Annotated in this window: 34 protein-coding genes; 31 read left to right on the top strand and 3 right to left on the bottom strand. The window is 45.6% G+C overall.

The features are described 5' to 3' along the window. The first annotated feature begins 62 nt into the window (after window positions 1-62). From rnr to alr, 8 genes are all read left to right on the top strand, one after another. Window positions 63-2393: a ribonuclease R gene (gene rnr, locus DQX04_RS04695; protein ID WP_111914707.1), complete on the top strand. Its 2331-nt coding sequence runs from the start codon at window positions 63-65 to the stop codon at window positions 2391-2393. Next, window positions 2390-3136: a 23S rRNA (guanosine(2251)-2'-O)-methyltransferase RlmB gene (gene rlmB, locus DQX04_RS04690; protein WP_111914706.1), complete on the top strand. Its 747-nt coding sequence runs from the start codon at window positions 2390-2392 to the stop codon at window positions 3134-3136. Before rnr ends, rlmB begins: the two co-directional genes overlap by 4 nt. 315 nt (window positions 3137-3451) lie before the next feature. Then, window positions 3452-3835 carry a 30S ribosomal protein S6 gene (gene rpsF, locus DQX04_RS04685; RefSeq protein ID WP_111914705.1) on the top strand — a complete coding sequence of 128 codons (384 nt, stop codon included), beginning with the start codon at window positions 3452-3454 and terminating at the stop codon, window positions 3833-3835. Next, on the top strand, window positions 3835-4161 hold the full coding sequence (gene priB, locus DQX04_RS04680; protein ID WP_111914704.1) for a primosomal replication protein N: 327 nt from the start codon (window positions 3835-3837) through the stop codon (window positions 4159-4161). The genes rpsF and priB overlap by 1 nt, the downstream gene beginning before the upstream one ends. 12 nt (window positions 4162-4173) lie before the next feature. Continuing rightward, window positions 4174-4401, top strand: coding sequence for a 30S ribosomal protein S18 (gene rpsR / locus DQX04_RS04675; protein WP_072155060.1), 228 nt, complete (start codon window positions 4174-4176; stop codon window positions 4399-4401). Window positions 4402-4412: 11 nt separating this feature from the next. Beyond that, window positions 4413-4865 carry a 50S ribosomal protein L9 gene (gene rplI, locus DQX04_RS04670; RefSeq protein WP_111914703.1) on the top strand — a complete coding sequence of 151 codons (453 nt, stop codon included), beginning with the start codon at window positions 4413-4415 and terminating at the stop codon, window positions 4863-4865. A gap of 107 nt (window positions 4866-4972) precedes the next feature. Continuing rightward, entirely contained in the window at window positions 4973-6370 is a 1398-nt protein-coding gene (gene dnaB, locus DQX04_RS04665) for a replicative DNA helicase (protein WP_111914702.1), read from the top strand. Then, complete coding sequence (gene alr, locus DQX04_RS04660; protein ID WP_111914701.1) at window positions 6370-7458, top strand: alanine racemase; 1089 nt, start codon at window positions 6370-6372, stop codon at window positions 7456-7458. The genes dnaB and alr overlap by 1 nt, the downstream gene beginning before the upstream one ends. 20 nt (window positions 7459-7478) lie before the next feature. Here alr and DQX04_RS04655 read toward each other — a convergent pair whose 3' ends face one another. After that, entirely contained in the window at window positions 7479-7946 is a 468-nt protein-coding gene (locus DQX04_RS04655; RefSeq protein WP_111914700.1) for a chemotaxis protein CheX, read from the bottom strand. Between the two features lie 33 nt (window positions 7947-7979). After that, window positions 7980-8432 (bottom strand): zinc uptake transcriptional repressor Zur, encoded by a 453-nt coding sequence (gene zur / locus DQX04_RS04650; RefSeq protein WP_111914699.1) that lies wholly within the window; start codon window positions 8430-8432, stop codon window positions 7980-7982. Between the two features lie 134 nt (window positions 8433-8566). On the opposite strand from zur, the gene dusA reads away from it, so the two are divergent. The 4 genes from dusA to DQX04_RS04635 all read left to right on the top strand — a co-directional run bounded on the left by dusA (window position 8567) and on the right by DQX04_RS04635 (window position 11495). Continuing rightward, window positions 8567-9544 (top strand): tRNA dihydrouridine(20/20a) synthase DusA, encoded by a 978-nt coding sequence (dusA, locus tag DQX04_RS04645; RefSeq protein ID WP_111914698.1) that lies wholly within the window; start codon window positions 8567-8569, stop codon window positions 9542-9544. 212 nt (window positions 9545-9756) lie between these two features. After that, the gene (locus DQX04_RS04640) at window positions 9757-10044 is read left to right on the top strand and encodes a hypothetical protein (RefSeq protein WP_111914697.1); all 288 of its coding nucleotides are present in this window, start codon (window positions 9757-9759) and stop codon (window positions 10042-10044) included. Between the two features lie 9 nt (window positions 10045-10053). Next, on the top strand, window positions 10054-10197 hold the full coding sequence (locus tag DQX04_RS12460; RefSeq protein WP_165831940.1) for a hypothetical protein: 144 nt from the start codon (window positions 10054-10056) through the stop codon (window positions 10195-10197). 89 nt (window positions 10198-10286) lie between these two features. After that, on the top strand, window positions 10287-11495 hold the full coding sequence (locus DQX04_RS04635; RefSeq protein WP_111914696.1) for a dipeptidase: 1209 nt from the start codon (window positions 10287-10289) through the stop codon (window positions 11493-11495). Here DQX04_RS04635 and DQX04_RS04630 read toward each other — a convergent pair. After that, window positions 11492-12283 carry an ABC transporter substrate-binding protein gene (locus DQX04_RS04630; RefSeq protein WP_111914695.1) on the bottom strand — a complete coding sequence of 264 codons (792 nt, stop codon included), beginning with the start codon at window positions 12281-12283 and terminating at the stop codon, window positions 11492-11494. The two genes, DQX04_RS04635 and DQX04_RS04630, sit on opposite strands and share 4 nt — an antisense overlap. 160 nt (window positions 12284-12443) lie before the next feature. Here DQX04_RS04630 and DQX04_RS04625 point away from each other — a divergent pair, with 160 nt between their 5' ends. From DQX04_RS04625 to rplF, 19 genes are all read left to right on the top strand, one after another. Continuing rightward, window positions 12444-13079, top strand: a complete 636-nt coding sequence (locus tag DQX04_RS04625; RefSeq protein WP_256371948.1) for a DUF6445 family protein — start codon at window positions 12444-12446, stop codon at window positions 13077-13079. A gap of 211 nt (window positions 13080-13290) precedes the next feature. Continuing rightward, window positions 13291-13602, top strand: coding sequence for a 30S ribosomal protein S10 (gene rpsJ, locus DQX04_RS04620; protein WP_111914693.1), 312 nt, complete (start codon window positions 13291-13293; stop codon window positions 13600-13602). A 35-nt stretch (window positions 13603-13637) separates the two neighbouring features. After that, a complete protein-coding gene (rplC, locus tag DQX04_RS04615) occupies window positions 13638-14276 on the top strand; it encodes a 50S ribosomal protein L3 (RefSeq protein ID WP_111914692.1) in 639 nt (212 codons plus the stop codon). An 18-nt stretch (window positions 14277-14294) separates the two neighbouring features. Further along, on the top strand, window positions 14295-14900 hold the full coding sequence (gene rplD, locus DQX04_RS04610) for a 50S ribosomal protein L4 (protein ID WP_111914691.1): 606 nt from the start codon (window positions 14295-14297) through the stop codon (window positions 14898-14900). Then, window positions 14897-15199, top strand: coding sequence for a 50S ribosomal protein L23 (gene rplW / locus DQX04_RS04605; RefSeq protein WP_111914690.1), 303 nt, complete (start codon window positions 14897-14899; stop codon window positions 15197-15199). Before rplD ends, rplW begins: the two co-directional genes overlap by 4 nt. Window positions 15200-15216: 17 nt before the next feature. Continuing rightward, window positions 15217-16041, top strand: a complete 825-nt coding sequence (rplB, locus tag DQX04_RS04600; RefSeq protein ID WP_111914689.1) for a 50S ribosomal protein L2 — start codon at window positions 15217-15219, stop codon at window positions 16039-16041. Between the two features lie 16 nt (window positions 16042-16057). Continuing rightward, a complete protein-coding gene (gene rpsS, locus DQX04_RS04595; RefSeq protein ID WP_072155074.1) occupies window positions 16058-16336 on the top strand; it encodes a 30S ribosomal protein S19 in 279 nt (92 codons plus the stop codon). A gap of 12 nt (window positions 16337-16348) precedes the next feature. Further along, window positions 16349-16681 (top strand): 50S ribosomal protein L22, encoded by a 333-nt coding sequence (gene rplV / locus DQX04_RS04590; protein WP_111914688.1) that lies wholly within the window; start codon window positions 16349-16351, stop codon window positions 16679-16681. A gap of 10 nt (window positions 16682-16691) precedes the next feature. Next, window positions 16692-17384, top strand: coding sequence for a 30S ribosomal protein S3 (gene rpsC, locus DQX04_RS04585; protein ID WP_111914687.1), 693 nt, complete (start codon window positions 16692-16694; stop codon window positions 17382-17384). An 11-nt stretch (window positions 17385-17395) separates the two neighbouring features. Then, window positions 17396-17809 carry a 50S ribosomal protein L16 gene (rplP, locus tag DQX04_RS04580; RefSeq protein WP_111914686.1) on the top strand — a complete coding sequence of 138 codons (414 nt, stop codon included), beginning with the start codon at window positions 17396-17398 and terminating at the stop codon, window positions 17807-17809. Beyond that, the gene (gene rpmC, locus DQX04_RS04575) at window positions 17809-18000 is read left to right on the top strand and encodes a 50S ribosomal protein L29 (protein ID WP_111914685.1); all 192 of its coding nucleotides are present in this window, start codon (window positions 17809-17811) and stop codon (window positions 17998-18000) included. Before rplP ends, rpmC begins: the two co-directional genes overlap by 1 nt. Then, window positions 18000-18263 (top strand): 30S ribosomal protein S17, encoded by a 264-nt coding sequence (gene rpsQ, locus DQX04_RS04570; protein WP_111914684.1) that lies wholly within the window; start codon window positions 18000-18002, stop codon window positions 18261-18263. The genes rpmC and rpsQ overlap by 1 nt, the downstream gene beginning before the upstream one ends. A 111-nt stretch (window positions 18264-18374) precedes the next feature. Further along, the gene (locus DQX04_RS04565; RefSeq protein WP_207916185.1) at window positions 18375-19616 is read left to right on the top strand and encodes a carbohydrate porin; all 1242 of its coding nucleotides are present in this window, start codon (window positions 18375-18377) and stop codon (window positions 19614-19616) included. 265 nt (window positions 19617-19881) lie between these two features. Further along, window positions 19882-20250, top strand: coding sequence for a 50S ribosomal protein L14 (rplN, locus tag DQX04_RS04560; protein WP_111914683.1), 369 nt, complete (start codon window positions 19882-19884; stop codon window positions 20248-20250). A 10-nt stretch (window positions 20251-20260) separates the two neighbouring features. After that, window positions 20261-20575: a 50S ribosomal protein L24 gene (rplX, locus tag DQX04_RS04555; protein ID WP_111914682.1), complete on the top strand. Its 315-nt coding sequence runs from the start codon at window positions 20261-20263 to the stop codon at window positions 20573-20575. Between the two features lie 17 nt (window positions 20576-20592). Then, window positions 20593-21132, top strand: a complete 540-nt coding sequence (gene rplE, locus DQX04_RS04550; protein ID WP_111914681.1) for a 50S ribosomal protein L5 — start codon at window positions 20593-20595, stop codon at window positions 21130-21132. 11 nt (window positions 21133-21143) lie between these two features. Continuing rightward, window positions 21144-21449: a 30S ribosomal protein S14 gene (gene rpsN / locus DQX04_RS04545; RefSeq protein ID WP_111914680.1), complete on the top strand. Its 306-nt coding sequence runs from the start codon at window positions 21144-21146 to the stop codon at window positions 21447-21449. Between the two features lie 26 nt (window positions 21450-21475). Beyond that, on the top strand, window positions 21476-21868 hold the full coding sequence (gene rpsH, locus DQX04_RS04540; protein WP_111914679.1) for a 30S ribosomal protein S8: 393 nt from the start codon (window positions 21476-21478) through the stop codon (window positions 21866-21868). Between the two features lie 12 nt (window positions 21869-21880). Continuing rightward, a complete protein-coding gene (gene rplF, locus DQX04_RS04535) occupies window positions 21881-22414 on the top strand; it encodes a 50S ribosomal protein L6 (RefSeq protein ID WP_111914678.1) in 534 nt (177 codons plus the stop codon). Window position 22415 lies beyond the last annotated feature (1 nt).

The following is a 22415-nucleotide window of genomic DNA, read 5'->3' as shown; positions in this document are numbered from 1 at the left end:
CAACAGAATGCCTGAAAAGCCCAGACTTATTAGTGCTGAGGCTTGATTAAACAAGAGAAACTATGTCAGAAGATAAATCGACACCACCACATTACGATGTAGAAATTCCTTCGCGCGACGAACTGCTAGCAACGGTGAAAGCAGAGCTTAAACCCGTTCCGTTTAGTCGCATTGTCGAAAAATATAAACTTACTGATGAACGCCAGCAAATCGGTCTTAAGCGACGGTTACGTGCTATGGAGCGTGATGGGCAACTTGTTTATACCAAAGGTGAAAGCTACGGCTTGCCGGAGCGTATGGATTTAAAAAAAGGTAGAGTTATAGGGCACAGAGACGGGTTTGGCTTTGTGCAACTGGAAACTGAAGGGCCGGATTTGTTCTTACCACACCATCAGATGCAAGGTGTCATGCATGGCGATACGGTGTTGGTTAAAGCCGGAAAGTCAGACGCTAAGGGTCGACAAGAAGCACGAGTAGTGAGAGTTATTGAACAGGGCAAACAAGAAGTAGTAGGACGCTACTTTGTTGAGCAAGGCTTAGGTTTTGTGGTTCCTGACGACAGTCGCCTTAGCCAAGACATTGTTATTCCTCCTGAGTCGAGTCATGGCGCGCGGCAAGGGCAAATTGTAGTTGCTGAACTACTTAACCGACCAACGCGCAGAAGTGCTCCTGTGGGGCGTATTAAAGAAGTGTTGGGCGAACACTTGGCGCCGGGAATGGAAATTGAAATGGCCATTCGCGAGCACGGCATACCGCAAGAGTGGTCGGCTCAGGTTCTAGAAGAAGTCGGAAAAATTGCGGAGGAAGTGCAAGATTCGGACAAAGAAGGTCGTGTTGATCTCAGGGAGTTGCCGTTAATTACCATTGATGGTGAAGATGCACGAGATTTTGATGACGCCGTATATTGTGAGCCCGACGGAAAAGGCTTTCGTTTATGGGTAGCTATTGCTGACGTAAGTCATTACGTGCGGGTTGGAACAGAGCTTGATCGGGAAGCGACTGACCGTGGTAATTCTGTTTACTTTCCGAATCACGTTATTCCCATGCTGCCAGAAAAGCTGTCGAATGGACTGTGTTCGTTAAACCCTGATGTCGACCGTTTGTGTATGGTTGCAGAGATGCAAATTGGCAGTCGCGGTAAGCTGCAAAATTATACTTTTTATCCGGCATTGATGCGTTCTCATGCTCGTCTTACCTACACTAAAGTGGCAAAAATTTTGGAAGGCGACCCTGAGCTGAGGCAGCGTTATCAGCATCAGCTCACTACTATTGAACAATTGCATGCTTTGTACAAAGTATTGCGTGCTAAGCGCGAGCAACGCGGAGCTATAGATTTCGATACAGTTGAAACGCGGTTTATTTTTAATGCTCAGCGCAAGATAGACAAAATAGTGCCGGTAAAACGCAACGACGCGCACATGCTCATTGAAGAGTGCATGATTATGGCCAACGTTGCTGCTGCTCAATTTGTGGAGAAGCACGAGGCGAAAGCCTTATTCAGAATTCACGACCTACCAGACGAAGAGCGTTTGCAAGGTTTCAGATTACTGTTAGGCGAGTTGGGTATAACCATGCCTGGCCATGAGAAGCCAACACCGGCCGACTTTAGTTCGGTGCTCGACCAAGTTAAAGATCGGCCCGACAAAGAACTCATTCAAATGATGCTACTACGTTCGCTTCAGCAAGCTGTTTACAGTGCGGAGAATCGTGGGCACTTTGGACTGGCGTTGGAAGCCTATGGACACTTCACTTCACCTATTCGCCGCTACCCAGACTTGATTTTGCACCGAGTGATTAAACACATTCTGAAGACCAAAAAGGCAGAACTGGCTGGCCTTGAAGGTGCGTGTTTTTATACCGACGAACAATTAGATTTTTTAGGTCCGCATTGCTCGTCTACTGAACGACGCGCCGACGAAGCCACACGCCAAGTGGATGAATGGTTGAAATGTGAATATATGCAGGACCATGTTGGCGATGAATTCTCAGGTGTTGTGAGTTCGGTAACCAACTTTGGTTTATTCATTCGTATTCCAGAGTTGATGATTGACGGGTTGGTGCACATTAGTGAGCTGCCTGGCGATTATTATCATTTTGATGCTGAACGACACTTATTGATCGGTGAGCAGTCGCGCAAGGTTTTCCGCATTGGAGATAGTGCAGAAGTAAGAGTGGCGAGTGTTGACCTAGATGAACGGAAGATTAACTTTATGCTGTTGAGCTCTACAGCGAGTGAGACAGAGTTAGCCACCCCGTCTACACCTAAACGAACGCCGCCAAAAGGGAGAGGGAAGGCTAAAAAGTCAGATTTGCCTCGGTCGAAGAAGCCGACAAAAGGTAAGAAGTTGAAAGCTAAAGCAGGTAAGAAAAAGACAAGGGCTCGCAAGAAATGAGTAAAAAAGAAGAAGTATTTGGGTTGCATTCAGTTGCCGCAATATTAGAGCACGCGCCAACGCGAGTTCTGGAGTTGTTTGTACAAAAGGAAAAAACACAAGACACTGTGCAGCCCGTTGTAGATCTGGCTAAAAAGGCAGGAATTCGTCCGCAGTTCTGTTTAAAGAAAACACTAGATCAACGAGCGGACGGCGGTAACCACCAAGGTGTTTTGGTGGTTGTGCAACCTGCGCCTCAACTTACCGAGTCTGCCTTACCTGACCTAGTTGATAATGCTGCTGGCGCGCCACTATTTCTGGTGCTGGACCAAGTAACGGATCCTCACAATTTAGGTGCGTGTTTACGTACGGCAGATGCAGCCGGCGTAACGGCTGTAATAGTGCCTAAAGACAAGTCTGCGGCGCTCAACAGTACAGTTCGTAAGGTTGCGAGTGGTGCAGCTGAAATTGTTCCTTTTGTTGTGGTAACAAACCTAGCTCGAGCACTAAAAGATTTGCAGCAGTTAGGGGTGTGGATATACGGAACAGCTGGCGAAGCCACAACGTCAGTGTATCAACATGATTACAAAGGCCCGGTTGCATTTGTTATGGGTGCTGAAGGTACGGGTATGCGCCGACTTACTCGAGAGCATTGCGACGAACTCATTTCTATACCGCTCCAAGGAACTGTAAGTAGTTTGAATGTTTCAGTGGCTACTGGGGTTACGTTATTCGAAGCTGTTCGCCAGCGCAGCTCTATGTAGTATGGATATACAAATAGGCCTAAATTGCCAGCCATTGTGGCTGTGTAACTCCATTAAGTGGATGATAGCACTCGTTTTACTTGTCGTTTTGGGCCTGTTTGTGCGTCGACTTTTTCGTGAATGGAAAAAGTTGAAGAACCAAGACCGAGAATAAAACCTTAAAACCTCGCCTATATCGCTGATCCAGGCTTGTATTGTGTGCTTAATTTGCGTACAATCGCCGCGCTTGAATCAGCCCTTTAACTTATCAAGTTCCTTGCCTCAATGTTAGCCGGGCTGAGCTAAACGTAGGCTTTAATCCATAAGGAGCACTTAATGCGTCATTATGAAATCGTATTTATGGTTCATCCGGACCAAAGCGAGCAGGTTCCAGGCATGGTTGAGCGTTACAGCGAAACCATTAACCAAGGTGGTGGTACTATTCACCGTTTGGAAGACTGGGGTCGCCGTCAATTAGCTTACCCAATCAACAAGCTACACAAAGCTCACTATGTTCTTATGAACGTAGAAGCTTCAGCTGAAGTGATTGAAGAGCTGGAAACTACTTTCCGCTACAACGACGCGGTTCTGCGTAACCTGATCATGCGTAAAGACGAGGCTATCAACGAGCCTTCTCCTTTCGCAAAGCCTAAAGAAGGCAAAGAAGACCGTCGCGAAGCGAAGCAAGAAACTACAGAGACTGAATCAGCTAGCGAATAATGGCTGACAAGGTTGATGAGCTGGGAGTGAATCAACTTATTTTAAGTGGTGTGTTGGTAAAACCGCCACGGCAAAGTAAGAGCCCCGCTGGAATACCGCATTTGCACTTGGTGTTAGAACATCGTTCAACACAAGTAGAAGCAGAACTGCCCAGGCAGTGTTACGCAAGAATGCAGGTGATAGCGAGTGGAGAATGGTCCCAGCGATGGTCACAACTTTTAACTCTGGGCGATGCAATAAAAGTAACAGGCTTTATTCAACGACATGAAGATAAACATGGAATGGGTAAGTTGGTACTGCACGCACAGAATATAGAACAGGTTTAACAGGAGAACATCATGGCTCGTTTTTTCCGTCGTCGTAAGTTCTGCCGTTTTAAGGCAGAAGGCGTTAAAGAAATCGATTACAAAGATATCGCAACACTAAAGAACTACGTTACCGAAAGCGGTAAAATTGTTCCTAGTCGTATTACTGGCACTTCAGCTAAGTATCAGCGTCAACTAGCTCGCGCAATCAAGCGTGCTCGTTACCTGAGCTTGCTGCCATACACTGATGGCCACAAGTAAGGAGTAACGCGATGAATGTAATTTTATTAGACAAAGTTGCAAACTTAGGTGGCTTAGGCGACCAAGTAGTTGTAAAACCAGGTTACGCACGTAACTTCCTTTTCCCATCAGGAAAAGCGGTTCCAGCAACTAAAGCAAATGTTGAAATGTTTGAACAGCGTCGTGCTGAACTTGAAGCGAAACTTGCTGCTGACCTTAAAGTTGCAGAAGAGCGCGCTGAAAAAGTAAACGCACTAGAAGCAGTTGTTATTGAGTCTAAAGCAGGTGACGAAGGTAAACTATTCGGTTCTGTAGGTACTCGTGACATCGCTGACGCAGTTACTGCTGCAGGCGTTGAAGTTCAGAAGAGCGAAATCTTGATGCCTCACGGTACTATTCGTGAAACAGGTGAATTCGAGATCGAACTTCATTTGCACGCGGACGTTTTTGCGAAAATCAACTTGGTTGTTAAAGCAGCTGAGTAAGTAAAAAAGTTCGAAAGTAAGAGAAGAAGCAGCACCTTGTGTGCTGCTTTTTTTTTGCTTGGTGTGTATCATCAGTAAGATTCCTATAACGATAACGAAGTTCTTCTATGGCTGAGCAACTCAAGAAAAAAGACTCTAAAATTGAAGCTTTAAAAACAGCGCCACACTCTATAGACGCTGAGCAGTCGGTTTTGGGCGGGTTAATTCTCGACAATCATGCGTGGGACAATGTTTCTGAGCGCGTAATACACGACGATTTTTACCTTAATGCTCACCGCATTATTTTTAAGGCTATAGAAAAGCTTGCGGAGCAAAATCAACCGATCGACCTTGTTACTCTCTCGGAGAGACTTGAAAGTGTCGATGAGCTAGAGCAAGCGGGCGGCTTTGCATACTTACTAGAGATTCAGAAAAACACGCCAAGTGCGGCAAACATTCTAGCTTACGCAGACATTGTTAGAGAGCGCGCTGTACTGCGAGAAATGATTGCTGTAGCGAACGAAATTGCCGAATCGGGTTATGATACTAGTGGCCAAGATAGCCGTGAATTATTAGAAGCTGCGGAAACAAAAGTATTCGCTATCGCCGAAAAGCGGGCGAAGAAAAATGAAGGTCCGAAGCTTGTTCATTCCATTCTCTCTGAAACATTAAAGCGTATCGAAGAACTCGCCGCTCAAGAAGATAATACCGGTATTACCGGACTGTCTACGGGCTTTTATAAACTTGACGAAATGACGGCAGGGTTACAAAACTCTGACTTAATTATTGTTGCAGCACGTCCTTCAATGGGTAAAACCACATTTGCGATGAACTTGGTTGAGCATGCTGCAATGAATGCTGAACATCCTGCTTTGGTGTTTAGTTTGGAAATGCCATCTGAACAGATCATGATGCGTATGTTGGCGTCTCTCTCACGAGTTGATCAAACCAAGATAAGAACAGGTAAGTTAGAAGACGAAGACTGGAACCGAATTGCTTCGGCAGTGCAAATGATGAAGTCTCGCGGTAAGCTTTTGATAGACGACGCTAGTGGCCTTTCACCTTCAGAAGTTCGCTCTAGAGCTAGACGCGTGCATAAAGAGCATGGCGGCGTGAGCATGATTATGGTCGATTATCTTCAGTTGATGAGCGTACCAGGTATGAGTGAGAACCGAACCTTGGAAATTGCCGAAATTTCTCGCTCACTGAAAGCATTAGCGAAAGAATTGAATTGCCCGGTCATCGCTCTTTCTCAGTTAAATCGTTCTTTGGAGCAGCGCTCGGACAAACGCCCTGTGAACTCAGATTTACGTGAGTCGGGCTCAATTGAGCAAGACGCCGACGTGATAATGTTTATATATCGCGACGAGGTGTACAACCCTGATGCCACTGAAGACAAAGGACTAGCAGAAATTATTATTGGTAAACAGCGGAACGGTCCGATTGGGCGGTTGAAGCTGAAGTTCCATGGCTCGCTTTCTCGTTTTGATAATTACACCAATGCAGAAATAGAGGATCTCTATTGATGCGTCCGGCTCGTGCCTACATAAACTTAGCGGCTTTAAGAAATAACCTGCAAGAAATACGCAGAGTAGCGCCAGGAAAGCATATTTTGGCGGTGCTTAAGGCGAATGCTTATGGTCATGGTTTAACGCGCATAGCGAAGACGCTAGACGATGTAGATGCGTTGGGCGTGGCACGCCTGAATGAGGGTATGGAGCTTAGAAAAGACGGCATTACCAAACCTATTGTATTGCTGGAGGGTTTTTTTTCCGAAGACCAATTGCCTCTTCTTGCTGCGAGCAACTTACAACCGGTACTGCACCATCAGTGGCAACTTGATGCCTTGTACGCGGCCAAGAACTTGCCCGCGTCACTTAAAGTGTGGCTGAAAGTAGATTCTGGTATGCACCGGTTAGGGATAGAGCCAAGCCAAGCTAAGCTTCATTTTGAGCAGCTTTCTGCCTGTGAGTGGGTTGTTGGCGAACCGATATTAATGAGCCATTTTGCCTGTGCAGACGAGCCCAAGCATCCACAAAATGCAGAACAATTGGAAATTTTTAAAGGCCTTGTGAACGAGCTTCGACCGACGGGTACTTCCTTGTCGAACTCAGCTGCTATTTTTGCTGGGCTAGGTAACAACACCGACTGGATTCGGCCAGGGCTGGCGATGTATGGCATTTGCCCTTTTGTTAATCAGGTCGATACCGACAGTTACACCTCAAACCTTAAACCGGTTATGAACCTACTTGCGGACGTGATTTCAACGAAGCGTATTCATGAAGGTGATTTTGTAGGGTATGGCGCAACTTGGCAGGCTAGCAAATCGACCAATATAGGTATTGTTTCGATTGGTTATGGTGACGGTTATCCGAGACACGCTCCGGTAGGCACTCCAGTGTGGATAAACGGAAAGCGTTACCCGCTAATCGGTCGAGTTGCAATGGACATGATTACAGTTGATCTAGGCGATGATAACGTAGAGCCTGGTGCTACGGCTGAACTGTGGGGCGATCACTTACCTGTTAAAGAGGTTGCTGAGCACGTAGGTACAATTGCATACGAGTTGCTTTGTAACGTAGCTAAACGGGTGTGGTTGGAATATTCAGAGTAGGTGTAACGACAAGCTCGTAATTAGAGCTTGTCGAAACAAATTTCCAGATGCGCCTTACCTGCAGGGTGAGAGAAAGGCATAATTATTTTCGGTCCTTCAGAGCGGTGGCGAATAGTGTGGTTGTGACCTGAAACAACTACCGGTGATGCCATATCGAAGTCGAAGCCTTTTTCACCCAAGATTCGCTTAGCGCCGCCTGTAACCATGTTGGTAATCTCTCCGACCATGTCAATGACTTCTTCATTTAACTCGGTCGGCTTCTCGCCCAACATTTTGTGCATGATTTCTACGGCTAAACCTTCCTCAAATGATATTGAGAAGGAACCTTTTGTTTTGGGACCAACCATACCGATTAACCCAGAAACATCACCACGCGCTCTGTCGTCTTTTTTCATAGCTGGCTTGCCGGGTTTTAGTTCGACTTGAGCCATCATTGAAAGCACGTTTTGTAGCGACGATAAAAACGGGTTTACAAACTCTACATTCATATTCAATCCATGTATTAACGCAATTTGTTTGAATTAGTTAGCTAATTTTTGACATTGTGCACACACACCGTGCGCTTCAACGGTTTGGTGATGTAAATCAAAACCGTATTTTTCAGCTTGAGCGAGCATTTCGGTGTCTACTTGAGCCGAGTGAATTTCTTGCACTGAGCCGCACTCTTTACATATTAGCATCTGTGCCGGATGTTGCTTCTCAAAATGCGAACATAAAACATAACTATTCGACGTTGACAGTTTGTGGACAAATCCTTGCTCCTGCAAAAAGTCGAGCGCTCGATAGATAGTAGGTGGTTTCGCATTTGGAACTTCACTTTTTAGAAGCTCAAGTAAGTCGTATGCGCCAATTGCACCTTCTTGTTGACTGAGAATAGAAAACACTTCTTTACGGGTAGGGGTCATTCTCACCCCGCGGTGTTCGCATACATTCTCGGCTTTCGCCAGTAATATTTGATTAAGCTCTGTAGTCATAGCTTCAATATACCATGAATTTACAGGTTGTTAATACAGAATCCGCTGCTTTGGAGAGGGCTATACATAAAAGCCGCAGGTATAAATTAGGGTGAATTTATTTTAAAATAAGCTCGCTTAAGAGGAGTTGTAAAATGTTTAGTGTTGCCCCAATGCTCGATTGGACAGATCGCCACTGTCGCTATTTTCATAGGCTCATGTCTAATGAAGTATTGTTATATACCGAGATGGTAACGACCGGGGCGATTATATACGGTAAGTACGACCTTCTTGAGTACCATCAGAGCGAACATCCGGTTGCTTTACAGCTGGGTGGCTCAGACCCCAAAGATCTTGCCCGCTGTACTAAAATAGCCGTGGAGCGCGGGTATGACGAAATTAACCTCAACGTAGGGTGTCCCTCCGACCGAGTTCAGAATGGTAGCTTTGGCGCGTGCTTAATGGAAAAGCCGCAACTTGTGGCAGATTGCATTAAAGCCATGCAAGATGCAGCAGGCAATGTTCCTGTGACCGTAAAAACTCGTTTAGGTATTGATCATAAAGATAGTTATGAATTCCTACAGGAGTTCATTGAAGCCGTTTCGGCTGTCGGTTGTGAACGATTTATATTGCATGCACGGAAAGCTTGGTTAAATGGATTAAGTCCAAAAGAGAACCGAGAAATTCCAGAGTTAGATTATGAGCGTGTCTATCGCGTTAAGAACGAATATCCAAATCTAACCATTGATATTAACGGTGGCGTGAACTCAATAGCGGAGGCAAAAGCCCACTTGGAATTTGTTGACGGCGTGATGATAGGGCGAGCAGCTTATCAAACACCATGGATTGTTTCGCAAGTAGATGAATGTCTAGGTCACACATCACCCGTGAGCGAGCGTGAAGAAGTCGTAGAGAAGATGATTCCCTACATAGAGCAGCATATAAAGGGCGGTGGGAAATTCTGGCATGTAGCACGGCATATGTTGGGTCTATTTCATGGTCAGCCGGGCGCGAAGCAATGGCGCAGATTACTCAGTGAACAAGGCCCAAGAGCAGACTCGTGCGAACCACTATTAAAAGGTTCTGCTTTGCTTGAAGAACATAAAAAACGAGCTGAGTTAACACCACTTTAAGCTGTTGGCGAATTTGACGAAGGCGGTGGTGAAAAACGCTAACAGTAGATATTAACGTTCATGCTGATTTTTTTGGGTTTCCACCTCACTTTAGGAAAGTTCATATAAATCAATTGCTTGCGTATTTTTAAAAAGTTGGCACAAGGTTTGAATTAGAGAGTGTGTCGAAGGGCATCGGGTTCTTCGAAAATACATACTTAATGAGGAAAACCATGAAAACTTTAATTATTGCATCATCAATCGCTTTAACTTTTGCAGCTTCTACTGCTTCAGCAAATCCATTGACTGACTTAGCTCAAGAAGTTCGCCAAGAAGTTCAGGTAACCAACCTAGTTTCTAAAGTTATAGACATGTCAGAAATTCGCAACTCATTGCGTCAAAGTGCGGTAGAACTATACAGTCGTTTGACTCTTGAATCACAAGCTCAAGTTTCTGATGAAGAAGATGACGATGTAGAAGCTGAAAGTGCACCAGAAAGCCAAGAAAAAGCTCCTGAGTAAGGTGACTCCATGCAGTGGATTTCACCTTACGCAGTGGGAATTTGGGCTTTATTGCCAGCACTCAGTATTGTCGCTACTTTAATGGTTACAACGCTAGTGCACCAGGGTTGGCAAAAACAAGTTAAGCACTGGTATAGGAAAGCGATGCGTTAGTTCGATAAGAACATGCGGTTGACGCACTCGCTGAATTCTTAATTATTTGATACGTTGTTGTCCTTCGACTTGGAAATGGAACAACAACAATGAAAACTGCCCTAAAGATTAGTGTACTTTCGGCTTTATCATTCTCTCTTTTAGGTTGTGCTCAAACTATGAGCGTAGCGGAAGAAGATAATCGCCAAAAGGCCGAACGTATCGCTCAAGAATCCCTTATTATTGATACCCACATCGACGTTCCATGGCGTTTGATGAATGACTGGGAAGACGTCACCCAAGCTACAGAGCGTGGTAACTTCGATTATGTACGCGCCACTCAGGGTGGGCTAAACGCTCCTTTCATGGCAATTTACATTCCTGCCTCGTATGAAGATAACGGCGCTTATCGTACCGCGAATCACTTAATCGACTTTGTTGAAAGCTTGGTTTACAAAGCTCCCGAAAAGTTTGCAATTCCTTATTCTGCAGATGACGTGGAAGAGCACTTTGAACAGGGTTTAATCTCATTGCCAATGGGAATGGAAAACGGTGCGCCGATAGAAGGTAAGTTTGAAAATTTACAGCACTTCTTCGACCGTGGAGTGCGTTACATTACATTGACGCACTCAGAAGATAACCATATTAGTGACTCTTCTTATGACATCAGAAACACTTGGGGTGGATTAAGCCCATTTGGTAAAACTTTGATTCCTGAAATGAACAAAGTGGGCATGATGATCGACATCTCACACGTTTCAGACAATGCATTCTATGATGTGCTTGAAATTACCGAAACTCCAGTGATTGCTACGCACTCTTCAGCACGTCGTTACACACCAGGTTGGCAGCGCAATATGAACGACGACATGATTAAAGCTTTAGCTGAAAATGGTGGTGTTATTCAAGTTACTTTTGGCTCGACGTTTGTAACTCGCATGGCGAACCAACATCGCGCGCGTTTACAAAGACTAGCTGATGAAATCAACGAAGAGCTTGGAGAAGGCACAGAAGAAGCCGAAGCGGCTATTGCACAGATGCGTGAAGAGAATCCGTTTCCTTACGCCAACCTAGATGACGTTTTGAACCACATCGACCATATCGTTGAGTTGGTGGGTATTGACCATGTGGGTATAGGGTCTGATTACGACGGGGTAGGCGACTCTCTTCCTGAAGGCCTAAAAGATGTAAGCACTTTCCCTAACCTTATTGAAGGTTTGTTGGAACGTGGTTATTCAGAAGAGCAAATTGATCAAATTCTGCATGGCAACACTTTGCGTGTTTGGCGACAGGTTGAAGCATACGCAGAGGCGCATTAGTTATAACTGCGGTACCTGTCGTATATTGCTCGATATTGGCCGCTCTCTTTGAGGGCGGCTAAACCTTGACGGAAAATGTCGGCTAATTCCTCGTCTTTGAATACAACGCTTGTGCTATGACTTTCATTCCAGAGTCGATGATAAGTCACCTCGTCAGACACATCTAATACCATACCAACCGGTCTTCTGTACCACTCAAAAATATGCTCGTCGAGCAGCACTAAATCTACGCGGTCTGACCAAAACATGGCGTTCTGTTGGTATTGGTTTGACAGCTCAAAGTATTTATCTTGCGATCTTTCTGCATTACCGAATAATGCTATGAATTCCTCGCCAAGCGCCGAACCGCTGCTCGCGGCTCCTTGCCATGCTAATAAACTGTATTCAGTGAGATCAGAAAAGGAATTGATTTCAATATTATTGCGGGTTTTAGAAACAATCACGTTATTAAAAAAGCTAAAATTCGGAATATATGTGAATTGCTCTAAGGTGCGGGTGCTCACTCCTGCTGCCGCATCGATAGACGGGAACGTTTCAAGTGCTTCTTCTAGGTTCTTGTAAGGTATGTAGAGCGCGTTTATTGAAACTCCCACGCGAGCGAACACTTCTTTTATGATGTCTACTTCAATACCACGGTCTGTCTCTTGTATCACGTAAGGCTCTTTATATTGTCCAAACGCTACGGTAATTGATTCGGGTAATTCGCTTGCTTGCGCAAAATGAATAACAAAGCTAGGGAGCAACCCTAGAATAATAAGGCATACCTTTACGGTTTTGATGAGCGGCATCTTGTTTACCTATCCAAACTTTATACGTAATCGTATAAAAAAAGCAGTCGGTAGATTTACATTACTCTTTCGTAACGTAGATAACAACTGCATGTTTTGTGAGCGCTGAAAGGGTTTATAAAGCCAGTGAAACTGGATAGACTCGTAACATCTCCACTACATGACAAAAATTAAGAGAGTAAGCGCTATGCCAACATCCATTATCGTCGTTGATGACTTTTTCGGAAACGCGAAGCAACTTCGAGAAGCAGCGTTAAAGTTTAATTACCCAGAAGGTAACGGACCTTTTCCAGGTCGTAATTCGGTAGAAAGAATTGAACTAGAAGGTCTTAGCCAAGAAGTGTCTCGAATTGTAGGTGAACCGTTAAAACCGATTATAGATGGTCAAGCGCACGGCAAAACGCGTATTTCTTTAGCCTCTGACGTTGCTAAAGCTAAAGTGCACGTAGATGCTTCTCACTGGTCGGGGATACTTTACTTGAGCGACCCGAAAGACTGTAAAGGTGGCACAGAGTTTTTCCGCCATAAAGCAACGGATACAGACCGAGCGCCATATAGCGATGAAGAAGCGATGCAAAAGTTTGGGGCGCCTTCTGCTAAGAAATGGACATCTGACATTTTAGACAACGAGTCGTTAGACGATTCAAAGTGGGAGATGACCATGCGCGTACCTATGCGGTTCAACCGATTGGTTTTGTTACGTCCATGGATGTGGCATACCGCAGGTGAAGCATTTGGCGATAGCATTGAAAATGGTCGCTTGATCTACATGATGTTTTTCCAGTCTGCGCGTTGACATTATTGCCAATAAAGGTATAATCCGCGCCACGTTTCTTTTTGGAACGTGAACTTACAGGCCAAGGATGTTGTATTTGAGGCCTGTCACAACAGCCCCGATTTGGGGTTGAATGGTGGTTAAAAAGACTCCCGCTTCGCACCGAAAGGTGGCTGAGGTGGCGTGTTTTTTTATGCTCTTTTTTAAATGCTCTTTTGGATGAGGCTTTGCTATGTCAAGTCAAAGAATTCGGATTCGCCTGAAAGCATTCGATCACCGCTTAATCGACCTGTCGACAGCGGAAATCGTTGAAACAGCGAAACGCACGGGTGCTCAGGTACGTGGGCCAATCCCATTACCAACCCGTAAAGAACGTTTCACAGTGTTGATCTCACCACACGTGAACAAAGACGCTCGTGACCAGTACGAGATTCGTACCCACAAGCGCCTTATCGATATCATTGAGCCTACAGAAAAAACTGTAGACGCTCTGATGCGTTTGGACCTGGCCGCTGGTGTTGATGTACAAATCAGCCTGGGCTAAGTGAGCAATAGGATTCTGGATAAGAGGTTTTAACAATGGCTATTGGTCTAGTCGGTCGTAAAGTAGGAATGACTCGCATCTTTCAAGAAGATGGCGCATCTGTTCCTGTGACTGTGATCGAAGTAACGGCAAACCGTGTGACCCAGATTAAAACTCTGGAAAACGACGGCTACCGTGCACTTCAGGTGACCACTGGCAGCAAGAAAGCCAATCGTGTCAACAAGCCTTCAGCAGGCCATTTCGCTAAAGCGGGTGTAGAAGCAGGTCGCGGCCTGTGGGAATTCCGTTTGAATGGTGAAGAAGGTTCAGACATCGAAGTAGGCTCTGAGCTGACAGTCGAACTGTTTAATGAAACAAAATTAGTTGACGTAACCGGTACCTCTAAAGGTAAAGGTTTCGCAGGCGCTGTTAAACGCTGGAACTTCCGGACACAGGACGCAACGCACGGTAACTCACTGTCGCACCGCGCTCCGGGTTCAATTGGTCAGAACCAATCTCCGGGTAAAGTTTTCAAAGGTAAGAAAATGGCCGGCCAAATGGGGAACGAGCAGGTTACTGTTCAGTCTCTAGAGGTTGTCCGTATCGACGCAGATCGCAATTTATTGTTGGTTCGAGGCGCGGTACCTGGAGCATCAGGTAACGACGTAATCGTGAAACCAGCGGTAAAAGCGTAACGTCTGAGGAGATTAGTGATGGAATTAGCATTAAAAGACGCGAAAGGCGCTCTTGAAGTTTCCGAAGCTACCTTTGGACGTGAGTATAATGAAGCGCTTGTGCATCAGGTAGTAGTTGCCTATGCGGCAGGTGCACGTCAAGGTAGTCGCGCGCAGAAAACTCGTTCTGAAGTAGCCGGTGGTGGTAAGAAGCCATGGCGTCAGAAAGGTACTGGCCGTGCGCGTGCTGGTACAATTCGTAGCCCAATCTGGCGCTCTGGTGGCGTTACATTTGCTGCGAAACCACAAAGCCATGCACAGAAAGTAAACAAGAAAATGTACCGTGGTGCATTGAAAAGCATTCTTTCTGAGTTGGTTCGTCAGGATCGTTTAACTGTTGTTGAGAATTTCAGTGTTGATTCACCGAAAACTAAACAACTAGTGAGCAAGCTTAAAGATCTCGGTTTACAAGACGTTTTGATTATTACTAAAGACGTTGATGAGAACTTGTTCTTAGCTTCACGTAACCTGCACAAAGTCGACGTTCGTGATGTGCAAGCAATTGACCCTGTCAGCTTGATCGCATTCGAAAAGGTACTCTTCACCGCGGACGCAGTGAAGCAGCTTGAGGAGGCATTGGCATGATGCGCGAAGAACGTTTACTGAAAGTTATCCTTGCGCCTCACGTGTCTGAAAAAGCCACGTTAGCAGCTGAAAACGCAAACACTGTAGTTTTCAGAGTAGCAACGGATGCAACGAAAGCAGAAATTAAAGCTGCTGTAGAGAAACTGTTCGAAGTCGAAGTAACCGGTGTTCGTACACTAAACGTGAAAGGTAAAACTAAGCGTTTTGGTATGCGTTCAGGTAAGCGTAGCGATTGGAAAAAAGCTTATGTAACGCTTAACGAAGGTGCTGATATCGATTTCGTGGGCGGCGCTGAGTAAACAGGAGGATATTGAAAATGGCTGTTGTAAAACAGAAGCCTACATCTCCGGGTCGTCGCCACGTCGTAAAAGTCGTTGGTCAAGACCTGTACAAAGGTAAGCCGTATGCTCCACTTTTGGAGAAGAACAGTAAAAGTGGCGGTCGTAATAATAACGGTCGTATCACAGTTCGTCATATCGGCGGTGGTCACAAGCACCACTATCGTCTAATCGACTTTAAACGCGACAAAGACGGTATCCCTGCGAAAGTAGAGCGTATTGAATACGATCCAAACCGTTCAGCAAATATCGCACTTGTGCTTTATGCAGACGGTGAGCGTCGTTACATTTTGGCACCTAAAGGCTTAAAAGCTGGTGACAAAGTAAGTTCTGGTTCTGATTCACCAATCAAACCAGGTAACACATTACCAATGCGTAACATCCCAGTAGGTAGTGTTGTTCACGCGGTTGAGATGAAGCCAGGCAAAGGTGCACAAATTGCACGTTCTGCTGGTGCTTACGTTCAAATCGTTGCGCGTGAAGGCATGTACGTTACTGTTCGTTTACGTTCAGGTGAAGTGCGCAAAATCCTAGCAGATTGTCGTGCGACTATCGGTGAAGTAGGTAACGCTGAACACATGCTTAAGCAACTTGGTAAAGCAGGTGCTACACGCTGGCGTGGTGTTCGTCCTACAGTTCGCGGTGTTGCAATGAACCCGGTTGATCACCCACACGGTGGTGGTGAAGGCCGTACATCTGGTGGCCGTCATCCGGTATCACCATGGGGTGTTCCTACGAAGGGTTATAAGACTCGTAAGAACAAGCGTACTGACAAGTACATCGTGCGTCGTCGCACTAAATAAGGCAAGGGGTTGAATAATGCCACGTTCTCTTAAAAAAGGTCCATTTATTGACCTTCACCTACTTAAGAAGGTGGAGAAAGCGATGGAAAGCGGGGACAAGAAGCCAATTAAAACTTGGTCCCGTCGTTCAATGATCATTCCAGACATGATTGGATTGACCATCGCTGTACACAACGGTCGTCAGCATGTACCAGTTTTCGTTACAGACGAAATGATTGGTCACAAGCTAGGCGAATTTGCTCCGACTCGTACTTATCGCGGCCACGCTGCTGATAAGAAAGCGAAGAAACGGTAAGAGGTGAATACAATGGAAGCTATTGCTAAACATAAGTTTGCCCGCCTTTCTCCACAAAAGGGTCGTTTGGTTGCGGATCAAATCCGTGGTCAAAACGTAGCGCAAGCTTTAGACATTTTGGCGTACAGCCAAAAGAAAGCAGCTACTCTAATCAAGAAAGTTTTAGAGTCAGCAATTGCGAATGCGGAGCATAACGAAGGTGCCGACATCGATGAGTTGAAAGTTTCAGCCATCATGATCGACGAAGGTCCCACGATGAAGCGCATCAAGCCTCGTGCTAAAGGTCGCGCAGATCGTATCTTGAAGCGTACCAGCCACATTACTGTGGTTGTGTCAGATAGCTAGGAGATTAGTTATGGGTCAAAAAGTACATCCTAATGGGATCCGCCTAGGTATCACTAAACCATATAACGCTACGTGGTACGCGGATTCTTCGGACTTTGCAGACTTCTTAGAAAGTGATCATCAGGTTCGTTTGTACCTGAACAAGGAACTGAAGAATGCTTCAGTTTCACGCATCGTTATCGAGCGTCCTGCTAAGAGTGTTCGTGTGACTATTCACACTGCACGTCCAGGTGTTGTTATCGGTAAAAAAGGTGAAGACGTAGAGAAGTTACGCCAAGCAATTTCAAAAATGACTGGTGTTCCTGCTCAAGTTAACATCTCAGAAGTGCGCAAGCCTGAGCTTGACGCGCAACTGGTTGCTGAAAACATCGCTGGCCAGCTAGAACGCCGTGTAATGTTCCGTCGCGCTATGAAGCGTGCGGTTCAGAACGCTATGCGTCTGGGTGCTAAAGGTATCAAAGTTGAAGTAAGTGGTCGTTTAGGCGGCGCAGAAATCGCACGTACCGAATGGTATCGTGAAGGTCGTGTACCTTTGCATACTCTTCGTGCAGACATCGATTATGCAACTGCTGAAGCATCAACTACTTACGGTATCATTGGCGTTAAAGTATGGGTTTTCCGTGGTGAAGTACTGGGTGGATTGCCTGTTCAAGAAGAACAGCAGCAACCTAAACCAGCGAAGCGCGGGAAAGGACGTAAGTAAGGAGAAGCGATATGTTACAACCTAAGCGTATGAAATTCCGTAAGGTTCATAAAGGCCGTAACCGCGGTATGGCGCAAGCGGGTAACAAAGTAAGCTTCGGTACTTATGCTCTTAAAGCAACTGAACGTGGTCGTATGACTGCGCGTCAGATCGAAGCTGCCCGTCGTGCGATGACTCGTCACGTTAAGCGTCAAGGTAAAATCTGGATTCGTGTATTCCCGGACAAGCCAATTACTCAGAAGCCTCTTGAGGTACGTATGGGTAAAGGTAAAGGTAACGTGGAATACTGGGTATGCCAGATCCAACCAGGTCGCGTACTTTACGAAATGGACGGTGTGCCAGAAGAATTGGCACGTGAAGCATTCCGCTTAGCGGCTGCTAAACTTCCGTTCAAAACCACCTTTGTTACTCGGACGGTGATGTAATGAAAGCAAGCGAATTGAAAAACAAAAGCGTTGAAGAGCTAAATCAGGAATTGATCGAGCTGCTACGTGAGCAATTCAACTTGCGCATGCAGGCAGCAACCGGCCAACTGAATCAGACTCATGTGTTTAAGCAAGTGCGTAAAAACATCGCACGTGTGAAAACTGTGCTTAACGAGAAGGCGGGTGCGTAATGACTGAAGCTAAATCAATCCGTACGTTGCAGGGCCGTGTGGTCAGCGACAAAATGGACAAGTCAATTGTTGTAGCTATTGAGCGTCGGGTTAAACACCCAATCTATGGTAAGTACATCAAGCGTACTACTAAGATTCACGCTCATGATGAGAACAATACAAGCCGCCAAGGCGATTTAGTTACGATTCGGGAAACTGCTCCTGTTTCTAAAACTAAGTCTTGGGCGTTGGTAGACGTTCTTGAGCGCGCAAGCGACATCTAACTCATTGTGAGTTAATGAAAAAAAGCGACCTTAGGGTCGCTTTTTTTTTGCAGCAATGTTTATCATGTCTATACTTAACGAACCTAAGCACAACCAACAAAGGAAAATTGAATGGTTTATTCAAACGTATGTAAGGGTGTAACTGCGTTGGTCGTACTGGGCTTGAGCGCAGCAACTGCGAATGCACAAGACTTGAGTCTAGATGAACTTCGTCAGCAGATAGAGCGCATCAGCGCAGAAAACCAAGAGCTCCAAGAAAAGGTAGATAGCATAGCTCCTGAAATGGATGCCGATGGCATTTCCTTGGGTGGTGCTGTTAGGTGGCAATATGTTTGGACTGACTATGGCGAAGGGAATAAAGATAGAGGCGGAGATATTGACTTTGATATCTTTCGGTTAGATTTAGACGGCAAAATGGGCGATGTAATTTTATCTGCTCAGTATCGTTGGTTCGAATACATGGAAGCATTGAGACATGCATATGCTGGTTACAACTTTGGCGAGGATTGGCAAGCACAGGTTGGTATAGTTATTCAGCCGTTCGGTGTCATGCCTTATAACTCCCATAACTATTTCTTTAGTTCTAACTTCTATATTGGACTCGAAGATAATAATGGTGCCGGTGTTCGATTCACGAAAAGAAGTGACGATTGGGACCTCGACTTTGCATATATACTAAATGACGAGCTTGGTGGTGCTGATGGAGCTGTGCGCAATAAAACGGCTCGATACAACTATGATGTGACCGGGATTCGACTACCTGGTGAGGGCGTATACGACGCGCCTACGCAGTTAGCCGCTGAAAACAACACATTAATGGTGCGCGCAGCGCGTAAGTGGGACTTGGGTGAAGACCGGATGTTCGAACTCGGCGGCTCGTTACAAGCGGGTGACTTCCACGACGGCATGAATAGTGTGGGTGATCGTCGTAACTATGGAATTCATGCTGTTTACCAAACTGGTCCTTGGGAGTTCCACGGACAGTTTGCAACCTATGACTATGACTTAGACATGGCGAATGAAGGTGTAATTGTCGCTGCTTATGGTTACCAAGATACAATAGCAAGCTCAGCGGACAGTTATACTGCCAACGTTGCATATAGTAAGCCGGTGTCTATCGGGCCGATTACAAACCTAACGTTCTACAACAATTATAGCCAAATCACCAACAAGACCGGCTACGAAGAAGACACCGTAATGAATGTTCTCGGTGTTGCCGTAACTTCTGGTGGTTTGTATACATATGTAGATTTGGTCACCGCGAAGAACCAACCGTTTATTGGTGGCACAATGGTTGGAGAAAGTGATAGCTACAATACGCGTTTTAATATAAACTTCGGCTATTACTTTTAGAGTTCTATTTCATGCGCAAAGGTTTAGCCAAAGCGCGTGAATACCACCTAGCAATTAGCTAGAATCAAGTAAGTTTTCTCGGGCATCGTCCGATATGCTCGAGAAGCTTATTTTCTTCAGAAAACACCTATCTTCTCCTATTTTTTTCTGTTACAATTTCGCGCCCTTTTAATATGGGGTCTTCTTTATCGAGATGGTTCGATATCGAAGTTGTAGCTTAAGTCCTTAGAGGCTTAGTTAATTTAAACTCAAGCGGAGCACTGAGATGATCCAAATGCAAACTATGCTGGAAGTAGCCGATAACTCCGGCGCACGCAGCGTACAATGTATTAAGGTTCTAGGTGGTTCGCACCGCCGTTACGCGAACATTGGCGATATCATCAAAATTACTGTTAAGGAAGCAATTCCTCGCGGTAAGGTGAAGAAAGGTGATGTTCTTAATGCGGTGGTGGTACGCACCCGGAAAGGCGTCCGTCGTCAAGACGGCTCTGTTATCCGTTTTGACCGCAACGCGGCTGTGTTGTTGAATGCAAACTCACAGCCAATTGGCACTCGTATATTTGGACCGGTGACTCGTGAATTGCGCGGAGAGCAATTCATGAAAATTATCTCACTGGCGCCAGAAGTACTATAAGGAGCTGACCATGGCGGCAAAAATTAGACGTGATGACGAAGTAATTGTGCTGGCAGGCAAGGACAAAGGTAAGCGCGGTAAAGTGCTGAAAGTCCTTACTGGCGAAGATCGCGTCGTGGTAGAAGGCGTTAACATTGTAAAGAAACATCAGAAATCGAACCCGGCTATGAATGAGCCAGGTGGCATTATTGAAAAAGAAGCCCCGATTCAAGTTTCTAATGTTGCGATTTTCAACCCGACAACCAGCAAAGCAGATCGTGTTGGTTTCAAGATTGAAGACGGCAAGAAAGTTCGCTTCTTCAAATCTAACAATGAAATCATCTAAACATATTGGAGTATACGATGGCGAAACTGCATGGTGTTTATAAAGATACTGTAGTTCCTGAACTGATGAAACAGTTCAGCTACACCAGTGTCATGCAAGTCCCTCGGATTGAGAAAATCACCCTGAATATGGGTGTTGGCGAAGCACTTACTGACAAGAAAGTTTTAGATAACGCTGTTGCGGATCTTGAAGCTATTGCTGGTCAGAAAGTGGTACGCACTAATGCTCGCAAGTCAGTTGCAGGCTTTAAAGTCCGTGAAGGCTTTCCGATTGGTTGTAAAGTAACTCTGCGTGGTGAGCGTATGTGGGATTTCCTACAGCGTCTTATCTCTATCGCAATTCCTCGTGTTCGTGACTTTCGTGGTCTGAATGCGAAGTCTTTCGATGGTCGCGGGAACTACAGCATGGGCGTTCGTGAACAAATCATCTTCCCAGAGATCGACTACGACAAAGTTGATCGGGTACGTGGTTTGGACATCACGATCACGACAAGTGCACAAAGCGACGATGAGGCTCGTGCATTATTGTCTGCCTTTAACTTCCCGTTTAGAAAGTAAGGTGTAGAGTTATGGCAAAAGTTTCAATGAAAATGCGTGAGCTCAAGCGTCAAAAACTTGCAGCAAAGTACGCTGAAAAGCGTAGCGCACTGAAAGCAATTATTGCGGATCCAGCGTCTAGCGACGATCAGCGTTGGGCTGCTGTTCTTGATTTGCAGAAGCTCCCGCGTGATTCTAGTTCTTCTCGTCAACGTAACCGTTGCCGAGTAACTGGACGTCCACATGGTTATCTACGTAAGTTTGGCATGAGCCGTATTAAGGTTCGTGAAAAAGCTATGCGTGGTGAAATTCCTGGCTTGAAAAAAGCTAGCTGGTAAGCGACGAATCACGGGAGAAAGCAAATATGAGCATGCAAGATCCAATTGCGGATATGTTCACTCGAATTCGCAACGCTCAAGCTGCGAATAAAGTAACCGTGGTAATGCCTGCATCTAAGCAAAAAGAAGCAATCGCTAAAGTTTTGCAAGACGAAGGTTATATTACTGGTTATAAAGTCGAGTCAGGCGTTAAGCCGGAGCTGGAAATCACTCTGAAATATTTCGAAGGCAAAGCTGTCATCGATTCAATTCAGCGTGTTAGCCGTCCTGGTTTACGTATTTATAAGAAGCGCAACGAGTTACCAACTGTTATGGGTGGTCTCGGTGTTGCTGTGGTTTCAACTTCTAAAGGCTTGATGACCGACCGCGCTGCACGTAGTGCTGGCTTAGGTGGCGAAATCATCGGCTACGTAGCTTAATGGAGGTAGGATATGTCACGCATTGCTAAGGCACCTGTTGCTATCCCTGCCGGCGTTGAAGTTACGTTGAATGGCCAGGAAGTAACCATTAAAGGTGGTAAAGGCGCATTAACTGTTGTTGTTAACAACGCAGTTGAAGTTGTACAAGAAGAGCAAGAGCTTCGTGCAGTACCTCGTGAAGGTGTTGCGAACTCTGTTGCTCAAGCTGGTACTGCGCGTTCACTATTGAATAACATGGTTCAAGGCGTTACTCAGGGCTTTGAGCGTAAGCTAACACTAGTTGGTGTTGGTTACCGTGCTCAAACTCAGGGTAAGAAACTGAACCTTAACTTAGGCTTCTCACACCCAGTTGAGTTCGAAGTTCCTGAAGGTATTACCATCGAAACTCCGAGCCAAACTGAAGTAGTGGTGAAAGGCGCCGACAAACAATTGGTTGGCCAAGTTGCGGCAAACATTCGCGCATACCGTAAACCTGAACCTTATAAAGGTAAGGGTGTACGTTATAGCGACGAGTACGTGCGTCGTAAAGAAGCCAAGAAAAAGTAGG

This window comes from Aliidiomarina sp. B3213 (assembly GCF_003290085.1).
GTDB lineage: Bacteria > Pseudomonadota > Gammaproteobacteria > Enterobacterales > Alteromonadaceae > Aliidiomarina.
This window is presented reverse-complemented; position numbering and strand designations above follow the sequence as displayed.

What these genes read in the sequence shown, in the direction of transcription:
- dusA (WP_111914698.1), top strand. Translation starts at nt 8,567, where the DNA reads ATGTTTAGTGTTGCCCCAATGCTCGATTGGACAGATCGCCACTGTCGC.
- rplF (WP_111914678.1), top strand. Translation starts at nt 21,881, where the DNA reads ATGTCACGCATTGCTAAGGCACCTGTTGCTATCCCTGCCGGCGTTGAA.
- rplB (WP_111914689.1), top strand. Translation starts at nt 15,217, where the DNA reads ATGGCTGTTGTAAAACAGAAGCCTACATCTCCGGGTCGTCGCCACGTC.
- rplW (WP_111914690.1), top strand. Translation starts at nt 14,897, where the DNA reads ATGATGCGCGAAGAACGTTTACTGAAAGTTATCCTTGCGCCTCACGTG.
- rplD (WP_111914691.1), top strand. Translation starts at nt 14,295, where the DNA reads ATGGAATTAGCATTAAAAGACGCGAAAGGCGCTCTTGAAGTTTCCGAA.
- priB (WP_111914704.1), top strand. Translation starts at nt 3,835, where the DNA reads ATGGCTGACAAGGTTGATGAGCTGGGAGTGAATCAACTTATTTTAAGT.
- rplV (WP_111914688.1), top strand. Translation starts at nt 16,349, where the DNA reads ATGGAAGCTATTGCTAAACATAAGTTTGCCCGCCTTTCTCCACAAAAG.
- DQX04_RS04565 (WP_207916185.1), top strand. Translation starts at nt 18,375, where the DNA reads ATGGTTTATTCAAACGTATGTAAGGGTGTAACTGCGTTGGTCGTACTG.
- alr (WP_111914701.1), top strand. Translation starts at nt 6,370, where the DNA reads ATGCGTCCGGCTCGTGCCTACATAAACTTAGCGGCTTTAAGAAATAAC.
- rplE (WP_111914681.1), top strand. Translation starts at nt 20,593, where the DNA reads ATGGCGAAACTGCATGGTGTTTATAAAGATACTGTAGTTCCTGAACTG.
- dnaB (WP_111914702.1), top strand. Translation starts at nt 4,973, where the DNA reads ATGGCTGAGCAACTCAAGAAAAAAGACTCTAAAATTGAAGCTTTAAAA.
- rlmB (WP_111914706.1), top strand. Translation starts at nt 2,390, where the DNA reads ATGAGTAAAAAAGAAGAAGTATTTGGGTTGCATTCAGTTGCCGCAATA.
- DQX04_RS12460 (WP_165831940.1), top strand. Translation starts at nt 10,054, where the DNA reads ATGCAGTGGATTTCACCTTACGCAGTGGGAATTTGGGCTTTATTGCCA.
- rpsS (WP_072155074.1), top strand. Translation starts at nt 16,058, where the DNA reads ATGCCACGTTCTCTTAAAAAAGGTCCATTTATTGACCTTCACCTACTT.
- DQX04_RS04625 (WP_256371948.1), top strand. Translation starts at nt 12,444, where the DNA reads ATGACAAAAATTAAGAGAGTAAGCGCTATGCCAACATCCATTATCGTC.
- DQX04_RS04655 (WP_111914700.1), bottom strand. Translation starts at nt 7,946, where the DNA reads ATGAATGTAGAGTTTGTAAACCCGTTTTTATCGTCGCTACAAAACGTG.
- rplC (WP_111914692.1), top strand. Translation starts at nt 13,638, where the DNA reads ATGGCTATTGGTCTAGTCGGTCGTAAAGTAGGAATGACTCGCATCTTT.
- rplX (WP_111914682.1), top strand. Translation starts at nt 20,261, where the DNA reads ATGGCGGCAAAAATTAGACGTGATGACGAAGTAATTGTGCTGGCAGGC.
- DQX04_RS04640 (WP_111914697.1), top strand. Translation starts at nt 9,757, where the DNA reads ATGAAAACTTTAATTATTGCATCATCAATCGCTTTAACTTTTGCAGCT.
- rpsF (WP_111914705.1), top strand. Translation starts at nt 3,452, where the DNA reads ATGCGTCATTATGAAATCGTATTTATGGTTCATCCGGACCAAAGCGAG.
- rpsN (WP_111914680.1), top strand. Translation starts at nt 21,144, where the DNA reads ATGGCAAAAGTTTCAATGAAAATGCGTGAGCTCAAGCGTCAAAAACTT.
- rnr (WP_111914707.1), top strand. Translation starts at nt 63, where the DNA reads ATGTCAGAAGATAAATCGACACCACCACATTACGATGTAGAAATTCCT.
- rplN (WP_111914683.1), top strand. Translation starts at nt 19,882, where the DNA reads ATGATCCAAATGCAAACTATGCTGGAAGTAGCCGATAACTCCGGCGCA.
- rpsQ (WP_111914684.1), top strand. Translation starts at nt 18,000, where the DNA reads ATGACTGAAGCTAAATCAATCCGTACGTTGCAGGGCCGTGTGGTCAGC.
- rpmC (WP_111914685.1), top strand. Translation starts at nt 17,809, where the DNA reads ATGAAAGCAAGCGAATTGAAAAACAAAAGCGTTGAAGAGCTAAATCAG.
- rplP (WP_111914686.1), top strand. Translation starts at nt 17,396, where the DNA reads ATGTTACAACCTAAGCGTATGAAATTCCGTAAGGTTCATAAAGGCCGT.
- DQX04_RS04635 (WP_111914696.1), top strand. Translation starts at nt 10,287, where the DNA reads ATGAAAACTGCCCTAAAGATTAGTGTACTTTCGGCTTTATCATTCTCT.
- rplI (WP_111914703.1), top strand. Translation starts at nt 4,413, where the DNA reads ATGAATGTAATTTTATTAGACAAAGTTGCAAACTTAGGTGGCTTAGGC.
- zur (WP_111914699.1), bottom strand. Translation starts at nt 8,432, where the DNA reads ATGACTACAGAGCTTAATCAAATATTACTGGCGAAAGCCGAGAATGTA.
- rpsH (WP_111914679.1), top strand. Translation starts at nt 21,476, where the DNA reads ATGAGCATGCAAGATCCAATTGCGGATATGTTCACTCGAATTCGCAAC.
- rpsC (WP_111914687.1), top strand. Translation starts at nt 16,692, where the DNA reads ATGGGTCAAAAAGTACATCCTAATGGGATCCGCCTAGGTATCACTAAA.
- DQX04_RS04630 (WP_111914695.1), bottom strand. Translation starts at nt 12,283, where the DNA reads ATGCCGCTCATCAAAACCGTAAAGGTATGCCTTATTATTCTAGGGTTG.
- rpsR (WP_072155060.1), top strand. Translation starts at nt 4,174, where the DNA reads ATGGCTCGTTTTTTCCGTCGTCGTAAGTTCTGCCGTTTTAAGGCAGAA.
- rpsJ (WP_111914693.1), top strand. Translation starts at nt 13,291, where the DNA reads ATGTCAAGTCAAAGAATTCGGATTCGCCTGAAAGCATTCGATCACCGC.